This is a genomic window from Lysobacter sp. Root983 (assembly GCF_001429345.1).
In the GTDB taxonomy this organism is placed as follows: Bacteria; Pseudomonadota; Gammaproteobacteria; order Xanthomonadales; family Xanthomonadaceae; genus Lysobacter.
Window position 1 is genome coordinate 90532 of sequence record NZ_LMJO01000016.1, and the last position, 15262, is coordinate 105793.

15 protein-coding genes are annotated in these 15262 nt (G+C 70.7%); 11 read left to right on the top strand and 4 right to left on the bottom strand.

Annotation, left to right across the window (positions count from 1 at the left end):
* Positions 1-227: 227 nt before the first annotated feature.
* The gene (locus ASE43_RS12645) at positions 228-746 is read right to left on the bottom strand and encodes an adenine phosphoribosyltransferase (protein WP_057160715.1); all 519 of its coding nucleotides are present in this window, start codon (positions 744-746) and stop codon (positions 228-230) included.
* Between the two features lie 91 nt (positions 747-837).
* Positions 838-1116, bottom strand: a complete 279-nt coding sequence (locus ASE43_RS12650; protein WP_056182123.1) for a DUF2007 domain-containing protein — start codon at positions 1114-1116, stop codon at positions 838-840.
* Between the two features lie 236 nt (positions 1117-1352).
* Between ASE43_RS12650 and ASE43_RS12655 the strand changes: the two genes are divergently transcribed.
* The 7 genes from ASE43_RS12655 (at position 1353) to ASE43_RS12685 (ending at position 8231) form a co-directional block, all read left to right on the top strand.
* Complete coding sequence (locus tag ASE43_RS12655; protein ID WP_057160716.1) at positions 1353-3110, top strand: glutamine--tRNA ligase/YqeY domain fusion protein; 1758 nt, start codon at positions 1353-1355, stop codon at positions 3108-3110.
* A gap of 4 nt (positions 3111-3114) precedes the next feature.
* A complete protein-coding gene (locus ASE43_RS12660; RefSeq protein ID WP_082607273.1) occupies positions 3115-3555 on the top strand; it encodes a hypothetical protein in 441 nt (146 codons plus the stop codon).
* 17 nt (positions 3556-3572) lie between these two features.
* Positions 3573-4124 carry a nucleoside deaminase gene (locus ASE43_RS12665; RefSeq protein WP_235567275.1) on the top strand — a complete coding sequence of 184 codons (552 nt, stop codon included), beginning with the start codon at positions 3573-3575 and terminating at the stop codon, positions 4122-4124.
* A gap of 121 nt (positions 4125-4245) precedes the next feature.
* The gene (gene rlmM / locus ASE43_RS12670; protein ID WP_056182136.1) at positions 4246-5316 is read left to right on the top strand and encodes a 23S rRNA (cytidine(2498)-2'-O)-methyltransferase RlmM; all 1071 of its coding nucleotides are present in this window, start codon (positions 4246-4248) and stop codon (positions 5314-5316) included.
* Between the two features lie 110 nt (positions 5317-5426).
* Positions 5427-6128, top strand: a complete 702-nt coding sequence (locus ASE43_RS21865) for a hypothetical protein (RefSeq protein ID WP_157499910.1) — start codon at positions 5427-5429, stop codon at positions 6126-6128.
* 188 nt (positions 6129-6316) lie between these two features.
* Positions 6317-6817: a nuclear transport factor 2 family protein gene (locus tag ASE43_RS12680; protein ID WP_057160719.1), complete on the top strand. Its 501-nt coding sequence runs from the start codon at positions 6317-6319 to the stop codon at positions 6815-6817.
* An 88-nt stretch (positions 6818-6905) separates the two neighbouring features.
* Positions 6906-8231 (top strand): MFS transporter, encoded by a 1326-nt coding sequence (locus ASE43_RS12685; RefSeq protein ID WP_057160720.1) that lies wholly within the window; start codon positions 6906-6908, stop codon positions 8229-8231.
* On the opposite strand, the gene ASE43_RS12690 is transcribed toward ASE43_RS12685, so the two are convergent.
* Together ASE43_RS12690 and ubiH are read right to left on the bottom strand one after the other, a co-directional pair.
* A complete protein-coding gene (locus ASE43_RS12690; protein ID WP_057160721.1) occupies positions 8232-9425 on the bottom strand; it encodes an FAD-dependent oxidoreductase in 1194 nt (397 codons plus the stop codon).
* Positions 9422-10681 carry a 2-octaprenyl-6-methoxyphenyl hydroxylase gene (ubiH, locus tag ASE43_RS12695; RefSeq protein WP_057160722.1) on the bottom strand — a complete coding sequence of 420 codons (1260 nt, stop codon included), beginning with the start codon at positions 10679-10681 and terminating at the stop codon, positions 9422-9424. Before ubiH ends, ASE43_RS12690 begins: the two co-directional genes overlap by 4 nt.
* A 175-nt stretch (positions 10682-10856) precedes the next feature.
* On the opposite strand from ubiH, the gene ASE43_RS12700 reads away from it, so the two are divergent.
* The 4 genes from ASE43_RS12700 (at position 10857) to ASE43_RS12715 (ending at position 15024) form a co-directional block, all read left to right on the top strand.
* Positions 10857-11444, top strand: coding sequence for a hypothetical protein (locus ASE43_RS12700; protein ID WP_057160723.1), 588 nt, complete (start codon positions 10857-10859; stop codon positions 11442-11444).
* 13 nt (positions 11445-11457) lie between these two features.
* The gene (locus ASE43_RS12705; protein ID WP_056182157.1) at positions 11458-12012 is read left to right on the top strand and encodes a cob(I)yrinic acid a,c-diamide adenosyltransferase; all 555 of its coding nucleotides are present in this window, start codon (positions 11458-11460) and stop codon (positions 12010-12012) included.
* Between the two features lie 2 nt (positions 12013-12014).
* Entirely contained in the window at positions 12015-12935 is a 921-nt protein-coding gene (locus ASE43_RS12710) for a histone deacetylase family protein (RefSeq protein WP_056182161.1), read from the top strand.
* Positions 12936-13065: 130 nt separating this feature from the next.
* Entirely contained in the window at positions 13066-15024 is a 1959-nt protein-coding gene (locus tag ASE43_RS12715; RefSeq protein ID WP_082607274.1) for an alpha/beta fold hydrolase, read from the top strand.
* Positions 15025-15262 lie beyond the last annotated feature (238 nt).

The window sequence follows — 15262 nt, forward strand, 5'->3', positions numbered from 1 at the left end:
TACTCGCGCCGGTGGCGCAGCCCTCCCCCATCCCGCGCAAGCGGGAAAGGGAGCCGGTCGGTCGCGAATCGGCATCGTCGCGGTTCTGCGCTGATCGCGACGATGCGGCTCGCTTTCGGCTCGTCGCGGCCTATCGGGGCGGTCGAGTCGTCAGGTACCCCAGGCCCACCGTCGCGACAGCGGGCTGCGTCGCCACAGCGCCGGCGCAGGCGCAGGCGCAGGCGAAATCAATAACTCAACAAAGCGTGCAGGCGCGCCGGGCTCTGCCAGCGCGCGCGACCACCCAGGCCCGCCAGCTCGATCAGCACGCTCGCGCCCACCAGTTCGCCGCCCAGGCGCTCGACCAGGCTGCGCGCCGCGTCGAGCGTGCCGCCGGTGGCGAGCACGTCGTCGACGATCAAGGCGCGCTCGCCCGGACGCAGCGCATCGCTGCGTGCCTGCAGGCGGTCGCTGCCGTACTCGAGCTGGTAGTCCACCGACACCAGCGGCGGCGGCAGCTTGCCGGGCTTGCGCAGCGGCACGAAGCCGGCGTGCAGCTTCTGCGCCAGCGCCGCGCCGAAGATGAAGCCGCGCGATTCGATCCCGCACACCGCCTGCACGCCGCTGCCCTGCCAGGGCTCGGCCAGCGCGTCGATGCAGCGCGCGAAACCGCCGGCGTCGGCCAGCAGGGGCGTGATGTCGCGGAACACGATGCCCGGCTTGGGGAAATCGGCGACGTCGCGGATCAGGGAGCGAATCGATTGCATGCGGGTCCTGCTGAAGAAAAAACGTGGGAATGCCGGCACCGGCCTGCGCGGGCGCCGAGTAAGTCGGGAACGGGCGTCGAACGCGGCCGGCTCAGGCCGGCAGCCAGCCGATCGCGCCGGGGTCGGGTTCGTCGTCCTGAGCGGCGTCGGCCTGCGCCGCCTGGCCCAGCGACAACTGCTCGACGACGTCGCGCGCCTGCGGCCAGGCCGCCTCCGGCACGCAGACCTGGACCATGCCGAACACCGGCAATTCGCCGACGCCGCCCAGCAGAGCCTCGCCTTTGAGGAAGACCGGGATCTCGACCGCTTCCAGGGCGTGCCGCACCAGGTGCGCGTCGATCAGATTGGCGGCTTCGTAGACGACCTTCATCGTCGCGATCCTTCGGCCCACCGGGCCATTCGGGTCCGTCGCCAGCATACGCCGGCCCTGCCCGCTCCGGGGCAGGCGCAGCGCCAGCGGCGACCGCATGGCGGCCGCAGACGCGGTCGCCGTGCGCGCCGCGCCTACCCAAAACCACGGCACGGTTCCAGCCGCGCCAGTCCCGTCAGGGCAGGAAAACCCGCCAGCGGCTAAACTGGGCGTTCTCCCCTGCCTTCAAGTGCCGCATGTCCGTCGAGTCCGCCCCCGCCACCGATTCCGCCCCCGACGCCGCGCCGGTCAAGAACGACTTCATCCGGCAAATCGTTCGCGAGGACGTGGCCTCGGGCAAGCACGCGGCCATCCGCACGCGCTTCCCGCCCGAGCCCAACGGCTACCTGCACATCGGCCACGCCAAGGCGATCTGCCTGGACTTCGGCATCGCCCAGGAGTTCGGCGGGCGCTGCAACCTGCGCTTCGACGACACCAACCCGGCCAAGGAAGACCCCGAGTACGTCGCCGCGATCCAGGAGGACGTGCGCTGGCTGGGCTTCGACTGGGCCGAGCTGCGCCACGCCTCGGATTACTTCGAGGTGTTCTACCTGGCCGGCGAGAAGCTGATCCGCCAGGGCGATGCCTTCGTCTGCGACCTCAGCGCCGAGGAAGTGCGCGCCTACCGCGGAAACCTCACCGAGCCGGGCCGCAACTCGCCGTATCGCGAGCGCAGCGTCGAAGAGAACCTGGACCTGTACCGGCGCATGCGCGCGGGCGAGTTCGCCGACGGCGCGCGCACCCTGCGCGCCAAGATCGACATGGCCTCGGGCAACATCAACCTGCGCGATCCGGCCCTGTACCGGATCAAGAAAGTCGCCCACCAGAACACCGGCGACGCCTGGCCGATCTATCCGATGTACGACTTCGCCCACTCGCTCAGCGACTCCTGCGAAGGCATCACCCATTCGCTGTGCACGCTGGAGTTCGAGGACCACCGCCCGCTGTACGACTGGTGCGTGGCCAAGGTCGACCTGCCCAACTCGCCCGAGCTGCTGGCGCCGCTGCTGGCCCGCGGCCTGCCGAACGAAGCCGCGATCCCGCGCCAGATCGAGTTCTCGCGCGCCAACCTCAACTACACCGTGATGAGCAAGCGCAAGCTCATGGTGCTGGTGCAGGAAAAGCTGGTCGACGGCTGGGACGATCCGCGCATGCCGACCCTGCAGGGCATCCGCCGCCGCGGCTACACCCCGGCATCGCTGCGCCTGTGGGCCGAGCGCCTGGGCGTGAGCAAGCAGAATTCGGTGATCGACTACTCGGTGCTGGAAGGCTGCCTGCGCGAGGACCTCGACGCGGCCGCGGCGCGGCGCATGGCGGTGATCGACCCGCTCAAGCTGGTCATCACCAACCTCGACGACGCGCACGAGGAATTCCTGCACTTCGCCAACCACCCGAAGGACGAAAGTTTCGGCGCGCGCCAGATTCCGTTCTCCAACCAGCTGTGGATCGAGCGCGAGGACTTCGAGGAAGTGCCGCCCAAGGGTTACAAGCGCCTGATCCCGGGCGGCGAAGTGCGCCTGCGCGGCGCCGGCATCCTGCGCTGCGACGAGGTGATCAAGAACGCCGCCGGCGAGATCGTCGAGCTGCGCGGCAGCCTCGATCCCGAGTCGCGCCCCGGCATGGCCGGCGCAGACCGCAAGATCAAGGGCACCATCCACTGGGTCAGCGCGCGCCACGCGATCGCCGCCGAAGTGCGCCTGTACGACCGTCTGTTCGACGTCGCCGCGCCGGACGACGACAGCGACGGCAAGACCTACCAGGACCACCTCAACCCGAACTCGCGCCGCACCACCATCGGCTACGTCGAACCGTCGGCCGCGCAGGCCGCGCCGGAGACCGCGTTCCAGTTCGAGCGCGTGGGCTACTTCGTCGCCGACCGCCACGACCACAGCCCCGCGCATCCGGTGTTCAACCGCAGCGTGACCCTGCGCGACATCTGGGCCAGCAAGGCCTGACACCATGACGCGCCGACTCTTCTCACTGTTGCTGGGCACGCTGCTGCTGTCGTTGCTGGCCGCGTGCTCCTCGCCCGCTCCCGCGCCCGCAAGCGACGCCGCCGCGCCCGCCGCCGCGGCAACGGCGACCGCGCCCAAACCGGCGGCGCCCGCGCCGCAGTTTCCGGCACCGGGCCAGCATTCCGAGGCGCTGGAACCGGTGGCGATCGCGATGGACCTGAGCTGCGCCAGCGACAACGACTGCGTGGTCAAGAACGTCGGCAACTGCTGCGGCCAATTCAACGCCTGCGTCAATCGCGGCAGCCCGGCCGACCCCTCGGCGGTGATGGCCCAGTGCGCGAAGGAAGGCAAGATGTCGATGTGCGGCTCGCCGGTGATCGCCGGCTGCGCCTGCGTCCAGGGCCAATGCCGCGGCGTCGCCGCCCAGCAGGGAGTGCCGATGTGAGCGCCGCCCACGCCCCTTTGCAGGCCCGCGTCGAGCTGCTGCTGCCCGACTGGATCGATGGCGCGGTCGATCGCGAGCGCCGCTATGTCGGCGACGAGGACAAGGTCGCCCTGGCGGTGGAACTGTCGCGGCGCAATATAGAGGTCGGCAGCGGCGGGCCGTTCGGCGCCGCGGTGTTCGACCACGACGGCCGCGTGATCGGCGTGGGCGTGAACCGGGTGGTGCCGCAGACCTGTTCGGTCGCGCACGCCGAGATGATGGCCTTCATGACCGCGCAGACCGCGCTGGGCCGCTACCGCCTCAACGAGACCGGCGCCATGACCCTGGCGACCTCGGCCCAGCCCTGCTGCATGTGCTACGGCGCCAGCTTCTGGGCCGGCATCGATACCCTGCTGATCGGCGCGCGCTCCGAAGACGTGATGGCGCTGACCGAGTTCGACGAAGGCCCGCTGCCGGCGGACTGGATCGGCGAACTCGAGCGCCGCGGCATCGCGGTGCGCCGCGACCTGCACCGCGACGCCGCCCGCGACGTGCTGCGGCGTTATGGCGAGAGCGGTGTGGCTTATTGAAGCCAGAAGTGAGCGTAGAGAAGTGAGGAGTGAGTAAAGGCCGTATGCTGGCTCGGGCTCCGTCTCCATCGCCCGTTCGCCGTTGCTCACTCCTCACTTCTCCAAGCCCACTCCTGCCCTTATGACTGAGCAAGCGCTGTTCTGCTGGTGCCGCGCCGGCTTCGAGCCCGAACTGGCGGCCGAACTCAACGAGCGCGCGGCGATCGCCGGCCACCCCGGCTATGCGCGCACCGAGCGCGGCAGCGGCTACGTCGAATTCCTGTGCGAGGACGCGGCCGCCTTGGCGCGCGCGCTGCCGCTGTCGCAACTGATCTTCGCGCGCCAGAAGCTGCTGCGCATCGCCGACCTGCGCGGCCTGGATCCGCGCGATCGGATCACCCCGATCCTGGCCGCGCTCGACGCCCAGATCGCGGCCGGCGCGGTGCCCGCGCTGTACGGCGAGTTGTGGGTGGAGCATCCCGATTCCGACGCCGGCAAGCCGCTGGCCGGCCTCGCGCGCAGCTTCGGCAATGCCCTGCGCCCCGCGCTGCGCAAGGCCGGCCGCCTCACCGCCAGCGACGACACGCAGCGTCCGCGCCTGCACATCGTGTTCCTCGACGGCGACCACGCCATGGTCGCGGTCGCCGATACCCGCGACGCCGCGCCCTGGCCCTTGGGCATCCCGCGTCTGCGCATGCATCCCGACGCGCCCAGCCGTTCGGCGTTGAAGCTGGAAGAAGCGCTGCTGACCCTGCTGGACGACGAAGAGCGCGAGCGCCTGGTGCGCGACAACATGCAAGCCGCCGACCTCGGTGCGGCGCCCGGCGGCTGGACCTGGGTGCTGATGCGCAACGGCATGAAGGTGACCTCGGTCGACAACGGCCCCTTGCGCCAGGCCTTGCTGGACAGCGGCCGCGTCGATCACCTGCGCGCCGACGGTTTCCAATGGCAGCCGCGCCGCACCGTGGACTGGATGGTCTGCGACATGGTCGAGCAGCCCAGCCGCGTCGCCGAACGCATGGCGACCTGGCTGCGCGAAGGCTGGTGCCGGCAGACCATCTTCAATCTCAAGCTGCCGATGAAGAAGCGCTGGGAAGAAACCCGCGTGTGCCTGGAGCTGTTCGAGCATCAGACCCATCGGCCGTTGATCGTGCGCGCGCGCCAGCTGTATCACGATCGCGAAGAGATCACCGTGTACGCGCGCCCGCGCTGAGGCGCACGTTCATCGCGCATCGACGCGTTCAGCGGGCGTTTCGTTCGTATACATCGGATTGACCGCGTGGGGTCTAGGGTCGCCATTCCCCCACCCGCACGAAGGTCACGATGAATAGGCATGCCTACAAACGCGTCACGTCCCTGAGTCGGATCACCTTGCTGGCTCTGGCGATCGCCGCCACCGGCATCAGCACCCAGGCCGCGGCCCAGCAGGCCAAGTCCAAGGTCGGCGCTCAGATCAATGCGAGCACCGACGCCAAGGTCGCCGTGGACGATGCGCGCAATGCGCGCGACGATGCCGCGGCCGCGCAAACCGCCGCGCAAGCCGCAATCGCGGCGCGTAAGGCCGGCGCGGTCACCGAACACGGCGCGGCCACCGCGGCGGCCACCTCTTATCAAGCCAAGCAATCCTCGATCGACGCCCAGACCGCGGCGCAGCGCGCGGTGAGCGCGGCGCAGGAAGCGCAAGTCGCGCAGACCGCGGCGCAGACCGGCGCCAACCCGGTCGCGGCCGCCGCCGAAGCGGGCCAGGCCGCGCTCGCTGCGCGCGACGCCAGCAGCGCGGCCGCCGATGCCAGCCTGCGCGCGCAGGCCGCCGCCGACGCCACCGCTCAGGCCACCACCGCGCCGCCGGCATCGCGCGCCAGCGTGGGCTACCGCATCGACTTCCCGGCCCTGGACGGCGATCGCGACGGTCGTATCAACCGGGCCGAAGCCGGCGGCCACGCGGCGCTGACCGCCGACTTCCTGCTGCTCGATGTCGACGGCGACGGTTACCTGAGCCCGCGCGAACTGGAAGGACGGATGTAAGCGGGCAGGCGCGCGACCGGAACGATCCGGTCCGTCGTGCTCCGACGCGGCATGGCGACGCCCCGAGCGATCGGGGCGTCGCGCATTGTCTTGCGGACCTCGGTCCGTGTGCCATTTGTCAGATGCGGCCGCGCGCGGGCTGCGTATAGTCGGGCGGTCGCCAGCTATCCGCCCCTTACGAGACCCGCATGAACCAGCTCATCCCGCTGATCGCCGCCGCGCTCATGGTCGTGGCGCCGGGGGCATACGCCGCGTCCGCGACCACCGCGCCGGCGACCCAGCCGGCCGCCGATCCGCTGTTCGACACGGTCTCGGCCTTGGACGCCGCGGTGTTCGATGCCTTCAACACCTGCGACAAACCAGGGCAATTGCAGAAGCACGCCGACTTCTTCGACGAAGGCGTCGAGTTCTATCACGACAACGGCGGCGTCACCTGGTCGCGCAAGGACATGCTCGCCAACACCGAGAAACACGTGTGCGGCCACTTCCGCCGCGAGCTGATACCCGGCAGCCTCAAGGTATTCCCGATCAAGGACTTCGGCGCGATCGCCCAGGGCTCGCACCGCTTCTGTCAGTTCGACAGCGGCCGCTGCGACGGCATCGCCGATTTCGTGATCGTGTGGCGGCTGAAGGACGGGGTCTGGCAGATCACCCGCGTGCTCAGCTACGGGCACCGCCCCAACACCTGAGCGCGGGTCGCGAAACGCAAACCCGGGCGCACGCGGCGCGCGGGCTTTGCCGTACATTGCCGGTTCCATCCGCCGCCGCCCACGCCCGATGACCGATCTCCCCGCGTCCCCCGCGCCCGCCGCACGCGCCCTGGATCGCAAGGACCTGCGCACGCTGTCGCTGGCCGCATTGGGCGGCGCGCTGGAGTTCTACGATTTCGTCATCTTCGTCTTCCTGACCGAGAGCCTGCGCCAGCTGTTCTTCCCGCCCGACATGCCGGGCTGGCTGTCGACCCTGCAGGTCTACGGCATCTTCGCCGCCGGTTATCTGGTGCGACCGATCGGCGGCATCGTCATGGCCCACTTCGGCGACCGCTCCGGGCGCAAGCGCATGTTCACCCTGAGCGTGTTCCTGATGGCGCTGCCGACCCTGGGCATCGGCCTGCTGCCGGTGTACGCGCAAATCGGGATCGCCGCGCCGCTGTTGCTGCTGGCGCTGCGCATCGTCCAGGGCATCGCGATCGGCGGCGAAGTGCCCGGCGCCTGGACTTTCGTGGCCGAGCACGTGCCGCCGAACCGGGTCGGCTTCGCCTGCGCCAGCCTCTCGGCCGGGCTCACCGCCGGCATCCTGATCGGCTCGCTGATCTCGGCCGCGGTCAACACCTGGTTCGCGCCGGCGCAAGTGCTGGACTGGGCCTGGCGCCTGCCGTTCCTGATCGGCGGCGTGTTCGGTTTCTTCGCCGTCTACCTGCGGCGCTGGCTCAGCGAGACGCCGGTGTTCACGGCCATGCGCGAGAGCCGCCAGTTGGTGCAGGAACTGCCCTTGAAACGGGTGCTGCGCGAGCACGCGGGCGGCGTGGCCTTGTCGATGCTGGTGACCTGGCTGCTGACCGCCGCGATCGTGGTGATCATCCTGATGACCCCGACCATCGTGCAGCAGCGCTTCGGCATCGCGCCCTCGCAGGCCTTCCTCGGCAACAGCCTGGCCGCGTTCTGCCTGACCCTGAGCGCGGTCGGCGCGGGCCTGCTCGCGGACAAGATCGGGCGCGCGCGCGCCCTGCTGATCGGCGCGCTGGGCGTGCTGCTGAGCAGCTACGCGCTCTACTACGACCTCAACCACGGCGCCCAGCATTTCCTGCTGATGTACGCGCTGGCCGGCACCTTCGTCGGCGTGGTCGGGGTGATCCCGGCAGTGATGGTGGCCGCGTTCCCGGCGCCGGTGCGATTCTCGGGACTGTCGTTTTCCTACAACGTCGCCTATGCGGTGTTCGGCGCCAGCACGCCGCCGCTGTTGGCCTCGCCGTGGATGCGCGGTCTGGGCGGCATGGCGCCGGCCTACTACGTGATGGCGGTGGCCGCGATCGGCGTGGCGGTGGCGCTGTACCTGATGCTCAGGCGACCGCCGTCCTACGTGGGTGAGGCGCCGCGCGCGTAGTCACACGCCCGCGGCGCGGCGCCAGAATGCGTGGGTGACCGGCGGCAGCTTGCCGGCCAGGCCCAGCAGCGGGCCGCGCAACAAGGTCGCGGCGACCGCGTCGTTGGAGAACAGACGATTGAGGCCGTCGAAGCCGTAGGCGGCCAAGGCGTTCTCGCTGCGGCGTTCGCGCTCCCAGCGCTGCAGGCGAGTGGCGCCGCCGGGATCGGCACCGCGACGTTGCGCGCCCGCTAGCACGCCGCGCAGCGCGGCGATGTCGCGCAGGCCCAGGTTCACGCCCTGCCCGGCCAGCGGATGCACCACGTGCGCGGCGTCCCCGGCGATCGCGACGCGGCCGCTCACGTATTTCTGCGCGAGCTGTCGACGCAAGGGAAACGCAACCCGCTTGGACACGCCCGCGATCGCGCCCAGGCGACCGCCGAAGGCATGGCCGAGTTCGCGCAGGAAATCGGCTTCGTCGATGTGAAGCAGGTGCTCGGCCTCGGCATCGGGCAGGGTCCAGACGATCGAGCTGCGGCGCCCGTCGTGCCCGGCGTAAGGCAGGAACGCGAGCGGCCCGGTCGGCAGGAAACGCTGCCAGCAGGTCGCCTGATGCGGCAGCTCGTGATCGACGAAGGCGACCAGGCCGCGCTGGCCGTAGTCGTGCGCTGGCGCCTCGATGCCGGCCAGGCCGCGCAGTTGCGATTCGGCGCCATCGGCGCCCAGCACCAGACGCGCGCGCAGGCGGTTGCCGCTGGCCAGCAGCAGTTCGGCGCTATCGCCCTCGGGCGTCTGTTCCAGGCCGACGACTTGTTCGGGGCAATGCAGGCGCACGCCGGCGGCCGGCAGGGCCGCCCACAGGCGATCGACCAACAAGCCGTGTTCGACGATCCAACCCAGTTCGCGCCGGCCGAAGGCGTCGGCCTCGAAGCCGAGCTCGCCGCCGCCGGCCGCATCCCAGACCCGCATCGCGCGATACGGCTGCGCGCGCGCGTCTAGCACGCCGCGCCACACACCAAGATCGTCGAGCAGGGCCGCGTTGTCGGGCGCGAACGCGTACACGCGCAGATCGGGCGCGTCCTCGCGCCAGCGCGGCGGCTCGCGGCTTTCGACCAGGGCCACCTCCAGGCCGTCGCGCGCGAACGCCAGCGCGGCGGCCGCGCCGACCACGCCGGCGCCGACCACGATCACGTCCAGCGGACCGCGCCGGCTCATGCCTGCGCTCCGCGGCACAGCGCGGGCACGTCGCCGCGATAGCCCATCGCGCCGCCGACCAGATAGGCCTGCACCGATGGCAGACGGTCGGCCGCGAACAGGCCCAGGCTGCGCAGCGGCCGCAGCAGCGGCGATGCGTTGGCGGTGACCCGGGCCAGTCCGTCGGAGAAGGCGATGGTGCGTTCGCGGTCCTCCTGGCGGCGGCGCTCGTAGGCGTCCAGCAGGGCCGGTGCGCCGCAGTCGGGCTCGCCCGCCGCGGCGCGCGCCGCTTCGATCAGTTCGGCCAGGGTCAGCGCGTCGCGCAGGCCCAGGTTGAAGCCTTGCGCGCCGATCGGGTGGATGGTCTGCGCGGCGTTGCCGATCAGCAGCGCGCGCGCGCCGACCCGGCGCTGGGCGAGCACGCGGATCGCCGGATAGGCGTTGCGCGCGCCGCAGGCGAGGAAGCGGCCGACCCGCCAGCCGAACGCGTCCTGGGCCTGGGCCAGGAAGCCGGCTTCGTCCAGGCCCGCGACCGCATCGGCCTGCTCGCGTCGCACGCCGTGGACCAGGCCGTAGTGGCCGTCGCCGCGCGGCAGCAGCGCGGTCGGCCCGCCTTCGCCCAGACGTTCGTAGGCGGTGCCGTCGGGCGCGCGCTCGGCGCGCAACCGGGTCACGAACAGGGTCTGCTCGTAGTCGTGTTCGTCCACGCCTATCCCTAGCGCCTCGCGCACGCCGCTGCGGGTGCCGTCGGCGGCGACCAGCAGGCGCGCGCGCAGCACGCGCTCGCCGGCGCCGTCGGCGACCCGCACCGCGCGGGTGCTGCCGTCGTCCTCGGCCAAGCCCACGAAGCGCACCGGACGGTAGCGCAGCAGCCGCGGCAACTCGGCCAGGCGCGCTTCCAGGGCCTCGCCGAAGTCGCGCGCGGTCACCACCCGGCCGAATTCCTCGCGGCCGTAGCGGTGCGCGTCGAGCAGGCTGCGGCCGAAATCGCCGCGCCGGCTGATGTGGATGCGACGGATCGCGCCGCTGGGCGCGCGCAGCTTCTGCAGCACGCCCAGCGCGCCCAGGGCGTTGACGGTGGCCTCGGCGAAGCTGAGGTTGCGCTCGTCGAACACCGCCGGCAGCGCGCCCGGCGGCGCGGCCTCGATCAGGCCGACGCGCAGGCCGCTGCGGTCCAGGGCGATCGCCAGGCTGGCGCCGACCAGGCCGCCGCCGACGATCAGCACATCGTGGAGGGTCTGCGCCGGATCGGAGGGCGCGTGGGCGTCTTGATTCATGCGTTCATGATACGACCGCGCCCGCGACGAATCCGTGGCCGCCGCGCGCATTCGCGCTTTCGCGCCCCGCCGACATCCTCCGATCAAGCACTTAGCGGCCGGATACGGCACTTTCGCCGCAGGTTCCTTAGAATGGCGGGATTGGCGCGCCAGTCCGGCGTCGGGAGCCTTAGCCATGAAGCCCACCACCCAACGCAGTCTGATCCTCGCCCTGCTGGCCTTGTTGATGGTCGCCACGCGCGTCAATCACTGGGCGCCGATCCCGGACGCCTCCTGGGCGGTGTTCTTCATCGGCGGCTTCTACCTGCGCCAGTGGACGCGCTGGGCGTTCCCGGCTCTGATGGCGCTGGCGGTGGCGGTGGACTACGCGGTCATCACCGGCCAGGGCCAGAGCTTCTGGCAGCACTACTGCGTGTCGGCCGCGTACTGGTTCCTGGTGCCGGCCTACTTCGCGATGTGGGCCGGCGGCCTGTTCGTCGCGCGCCATTACTCGCGCAGCTGGCGCACCCTGGCGGTGACCGCGGTGGCGCTGGTCGCCTCGACCCTGGTCTGCCAGTTGCTCAGCCAGGGCAGCTTCTACTGGCTGTCGGCCTCGGTGGCCGAGAAGACCGTCGCCGGCTGGGCCGCGAACTACGTCCAGTGGCTGCTGCCCTACATGCAGACCGCCGCCACCTACGTCGGCATCGCCGCGGTCGCGCACGCGATCGTCGTCGCGGCGGTCAAGCCGACGACGGCCAACGCCGACGTCGCCAAGCCGCGCTGATCCGCGTCGGGCGATGGGCAACCGTCTCTCCAAGATCTACACCCGCACCGGCGACGACGGCAGCACCGGCCTGGGCGACGGCAGCCGCGTGGCCAAGGATTCGGCGCGGGTCGGCGCCTACGGCACGGTCGACGAGGCCAACTCGACGATCGGCCTGGTCCTGGCCAGCGAGCTGCCGGACGCGATCCGCGGCCAGCTGGTCGCGATCCAGCACCAGATGTTCGACCTCGGCGGCGAGCTGTGCATCCCCGGCCACGCCGCGATCTTCGATGCCGACATCGATCGCCTCGAGCAGTGGCTGGACGCGCATAACGAAGACCTGCCGCCGCTGAAGGACTTCATCCTGCCCGGCGGCGGCGAAGCCGCGGCGCGCTGCCACATCGCGCGCACCGTGGTCCGCCGCGCCGAGCGCGAGACGGTGGCGCTGTCGCGCCTGGAAGACGTGCGCCCCGAGGCCGTGCGTTATCTCAACCGCCTCTCCGACCTGTTGTTCGTGCTGGCCCGCGTGCTGGCGCGTTCCAGCGGCCACGGCGAGGTGCTGTGGAACCACGAGCGCCGCAAGGGCTAGCGATGCGCGTCTACACGCATCCGGCCTGCACGCGCCACGACCCGGGTCCGGGTCATGCCGAGCGGCCGCTGCGTCTGGTCGCGGTCACCGAGGCCCTGCGCGAATCCTTCGACGGGCTGGATTGGCGCGAGGCGCCCAGCGCCAGCCGCGGCCAGTTGCTGCGCGCGCACGACGACGCCCTGCTGGCGCTGGTGCTGGACACGCCGCTGGACGGGCCGATGCAACTGGATCCCGACACCGTGCTCGCGCCGGGCTCGGCCGAAGCCGCCCTGCGCGCGGCCGGCGCCGGCGTGGCCGCGGTCGACGCGGTGCTCAAGGGCGAGGAGACGCGCGTGTTCTGCGCGGTGCGCCCGCCCGGCCACCACGCCACCGGCTCGGCCGCGATGGGCTTCTGCCTGTTCAACAACATCGCCGTCGCCGCCGCCCACGCCTGCGACAAACACGGCCTGGCGCGGGTGGCGGTGATCGACTTCGACGTCCACCACGGCAACGGCACCCAGGCGATCTTCGACACCGATCCGCGCGTGCTGTACGTGAGCTCGCACCAGATGCCGCTCTACCCCGACACCGGCTACGCCGACGAGCGCGGGATCGGCAACATCATCAACGCGCCGCTGCCGCCCGGCGCCGGCAGCGAGACGTTTCGCAAGGTCTGGCGCGAGCGCCTGCTGCCTGCGATCGACGCGTTCCGGCCGCAGCTGGTGCTGATCTCGGCCGGCTTCGACGCCCACCGGCGCGACCCGCTCGCGCAACTGGAACTGGACGGCGACGACTACCGGTGGATCACCGCCGAACTGGTCGCGATCGCCGACAAACATGCGTTGGGGCGCGTGGTTTCCATGCTCGAAGGCGGTTACGACCTGGCCGCCCTGCGCGAATGCGCGGTGGCCCACGTGGGCGCGCTGCTGGCGCCTGCGCGCTGATCGCAACCGCCGGCCCGGGCTAACCGCGGCGGCGCCGGCCGGCCTATATTCGCAATCGCCTTCCCTCGCGGCGACGGACCCGGTCCGTGGCCGCGCCACCGTTTCCGCGACTGCCTACAAGGACCGTTCCATGACACGCTCCGGTTTCTCCCGCACCCCGCTCGCCCTGGCCCTGGCGCTGGCCGCGCTGATCCCCGTCACGACCGCCACCGCCGCGACGCCCGCGACCGCGGCCACGCCCGCGACGGCGCTGCCGTCCAAGCAGTACCGCATCCAGGACTTCATCGACACCGTCGGCGTGGCCGGCGCCTCGTTCTCGGCCGACGAATCGCGGCTGCTGTTCTCGTCCAACAAGTCCGGCATCTGGAACGCCTATTCGATGCCGGTGGAAGGCGGCGAATGGACGCCGGTGACCCGCTCGACGGTCGACAGCACCTATGCGGTGGCCTATTTCCCGCACGACGACCGCGTGCTGTTCACCCGCGATCAGGGCGGCAACGAGCTCAATCACCTCTACGTGATCGGCGCCGACGGCAAGGAGCGCGACCTCACCCCGGGCGACAAGCTCAAGGCTTCGTTCGAAGGCTTCAGCCACGACGGCAAGCACTTCTACGTCAGCAGCAACGAACGCGACCCCAAGGTGTTCGACCTGTACCGCTACGCCAGCGGCGACTATGCGCGCGAGCTGGTCTATCGCAACGCCGACGCCTACCAGCTCGGCCCGATCTCGGCCGACGGCCGCTGGATCGCCCTGGCCAAGCCCACCACCACCAACGACGCCGACCTGTTCGTGGCCGAGCTGGGCAGCGGCCAGGCCACCAAGGTCTCCGCGCACACCGGCGAAGCCATGTTCACCGGCCAGGACTTCAGCCCCGACTCCAAGTGGCTGTACTACACCGCCAACGACCAAAGCGAGTTCGCGCAGCTGCGCCGGGTCGAGGTCGGCACCTGGAAGCACGAGCCGGTCCAGAAGACCGACTGGGACATCACCGACAACTATTTCTCGCACGACGGCAAATACCGCGTGGTGGCGATCAACCAGGACGGCAGCACCGCGATTCAGGTGTTCGACTACGCCAGCGGCAAGCCGGTCGCGCTGCCCAAGCTGCCGGCCGGGGAGATCCGCAACGTCAGCATCTCGCGTTCGGAAAAGCGCATGGCGTTCTACCTCAACGGCGACCGCCAGCCCAACGACCTGTACACGCTCAGCTTCGGCGGCCAGCCCAAGCAGCTGACCCGGTCGCTCAATCCCGCCATCGCCGCGACCGATCTGGTCGATTCCAGCGTGGTGCGTTTCAAGAGCTTCGACGGCATGGCGATCCCGAACATCCTGTGGAAGCCGCACCAGGCCACTGCGCAGGCCAAGGCGCCGGCGCTGGTGTGGGTGCACGGCGGCCCGGGCGGCCAGACCACGCGCGCGCACAGCGCGGTGATCCAGTACCTGGCCAACCACGGCTACGTGGTGCTGGGCATCAACAACCGCGGCAGCTCCGGCTACGGCAAGACCTTCTTCGCCGCCGACGACGGCAAGCACGGCCGCGAGCCGCTGCAGGACACGATCTCGGCCAAGAAGTACCTGCAGTCGCTGGACTACGTCGACCCGGACCGCATCGGCATCATCGGCGGCAGCTACGGCGGCTACATGACCGTGGCCGCGCTGGCCTTCCATCCCGACGAGTTCAAGGTCGGCGTCGACATCTTCGGCGTGACCAACTGGCTGCGCACGCTGGAGAGCATCCCGCCGTACTGGGAAAGCTTCCGCCTGGCGCTGTACAAGGAGATCGGCGATCCGGCCACCCAGCGCGATTTCCTGATCGCCACCTCGCCGCTGTTCCACGCCGACAAGATCAACAAGCCGCTGATGGTGCTGCAGGGCGCCAACGACCCGCGCGTGATCAAACCCGAGTCCGACGAGATCGTCGCCGCCGTGCGCAAGAACGGCGTGCCGGTGGAGTACGTCGTGTTCGACGACGAAGGCCATGGCTTCAGCAAGAAAAAGAACCAGATCGAGGGCTACGGCAAGATCCTGAACTTCCTCGACACCTACCTGAAGGGCGACGGCGCACCGCCGCGCACCGGCCAGCCCTGAGCCGGGACGCGGCGCAGTCCGCGTGCCATGCCGCATCCGCCGCCCGGCCGCATCACGGCCGGGCGGCGCTGTATCCGGCGTTGGGGCCGCGTCCGCCCATGCCCCCGCGGGGCGCCCGCGCGGGCCCCGCGGCGGCCGTCCGCGCTCGCAAAATGAACGACGCGGGCCCGCGGCCGGCGTTTCGCGTTGCCCCCCTGCAAGGGATGCGGCAAGCTAACGGCCGATTTCTGTCCGCCGG

Bases quoted from the DNA above. Each gene is read 5' to 3' on its own strand.
- ASE43_RS12660 (WP_082607273.1), top strand. From the start codon at position 3,115: ATGACGCGCCGACTCTTCTCACTGTTGCTGGGCACGCTGCTGCTGTCG.
- ASE43_RS12715 (WP_082607274.1), top strand. From the start codon at position 13,066: ATGACACGCTCCGGTTTCTCCCGCACCCCGCTCGCCCTGGCCCTGGCG.
- ASE43_RS12700 (WP_057160723.1), top strand. From the start codon at position 10,857: ATGAAGCCCACCACCCAACGCAGTCTGATCCTCGCCCTGCTGGCCTTG.
- ASE43_RS12650 (WP_056182123.1), bottom strand. From the start codon at position 1,116: ATGAAGGTCGTCTACGAAGCCGCCAATCTGATCGACGCGCACCTGGTG.
- ASE43_RS12680 (WP_057160719.1), top strand. From the start codon at position 6,317: ATGAACCAGCTCATCCCGCTGATCGCCGCCGCGCTCATGGTCGTGGCG.
- ASE43_RS12690 (WP_057160721.1), bottom strand. From the start codon at position 9,425: ATGAGCCGGCGCGGTCCGCTGGACGTGATCGTGGTCGGCGCCGGCGTG.
- ubiH (WP_057160722.1), bottom strand. From the start codon at position 10,681: ATGAATCAAGACGCCCACGCGCCCTCCGATCCGGCGCAGACCCTCCAC.
- rlmM (WP_056182136.1), top strand. From the start codon at position 4,246: ATGACTGAGCAAGCGCTGTTCTGCTGGTGCCGCGCCGGCTTCGAGCCC.
- ASE43_RS12710 (WP_056182161.1), top strand. From the start codon at position 12,015: ATGCGCGTCTACACGCATCCGGCCTGCACGCGCCACGACCCGGGTCCG.
- ASE43_RS12685 (WP_057160720.1), top strand. From the start codon at position 6,906: ATGACCGATCTCCCCGCGTCCCCCGCGCCCGCCGCACGCGCCCTGGAT.
- ASE43_RS12645 (WP_057160715.1), bottom strand. From the start codon at position 746: ATGCAATCGATTCGCTCCCTGATCCGCGACGTCGCCGATTTCCCCAAG.
- ASE43_RS21865 (WP_157499910.1), top strand. From the start codon at position 5,427: ATGAATAGGCATGCCTACAAACGCGTCACGTCCCTGAGTCGGATCACC.
- ASE43_RS12655 (WP_057160716.1), top strand. From the start codon at position 1,353: ATGTCCGTCGAGTCCGCCCCCGCCACCGATTCCGCCCCCGACGCCGCG.
- ASE43_RS12705 (WP_056182157.1), top strand. From the start codon at position 11,458: ATGGGCAACCGTCTCTCCAAGATCTACACCCGCACCGGCGACGACGGC.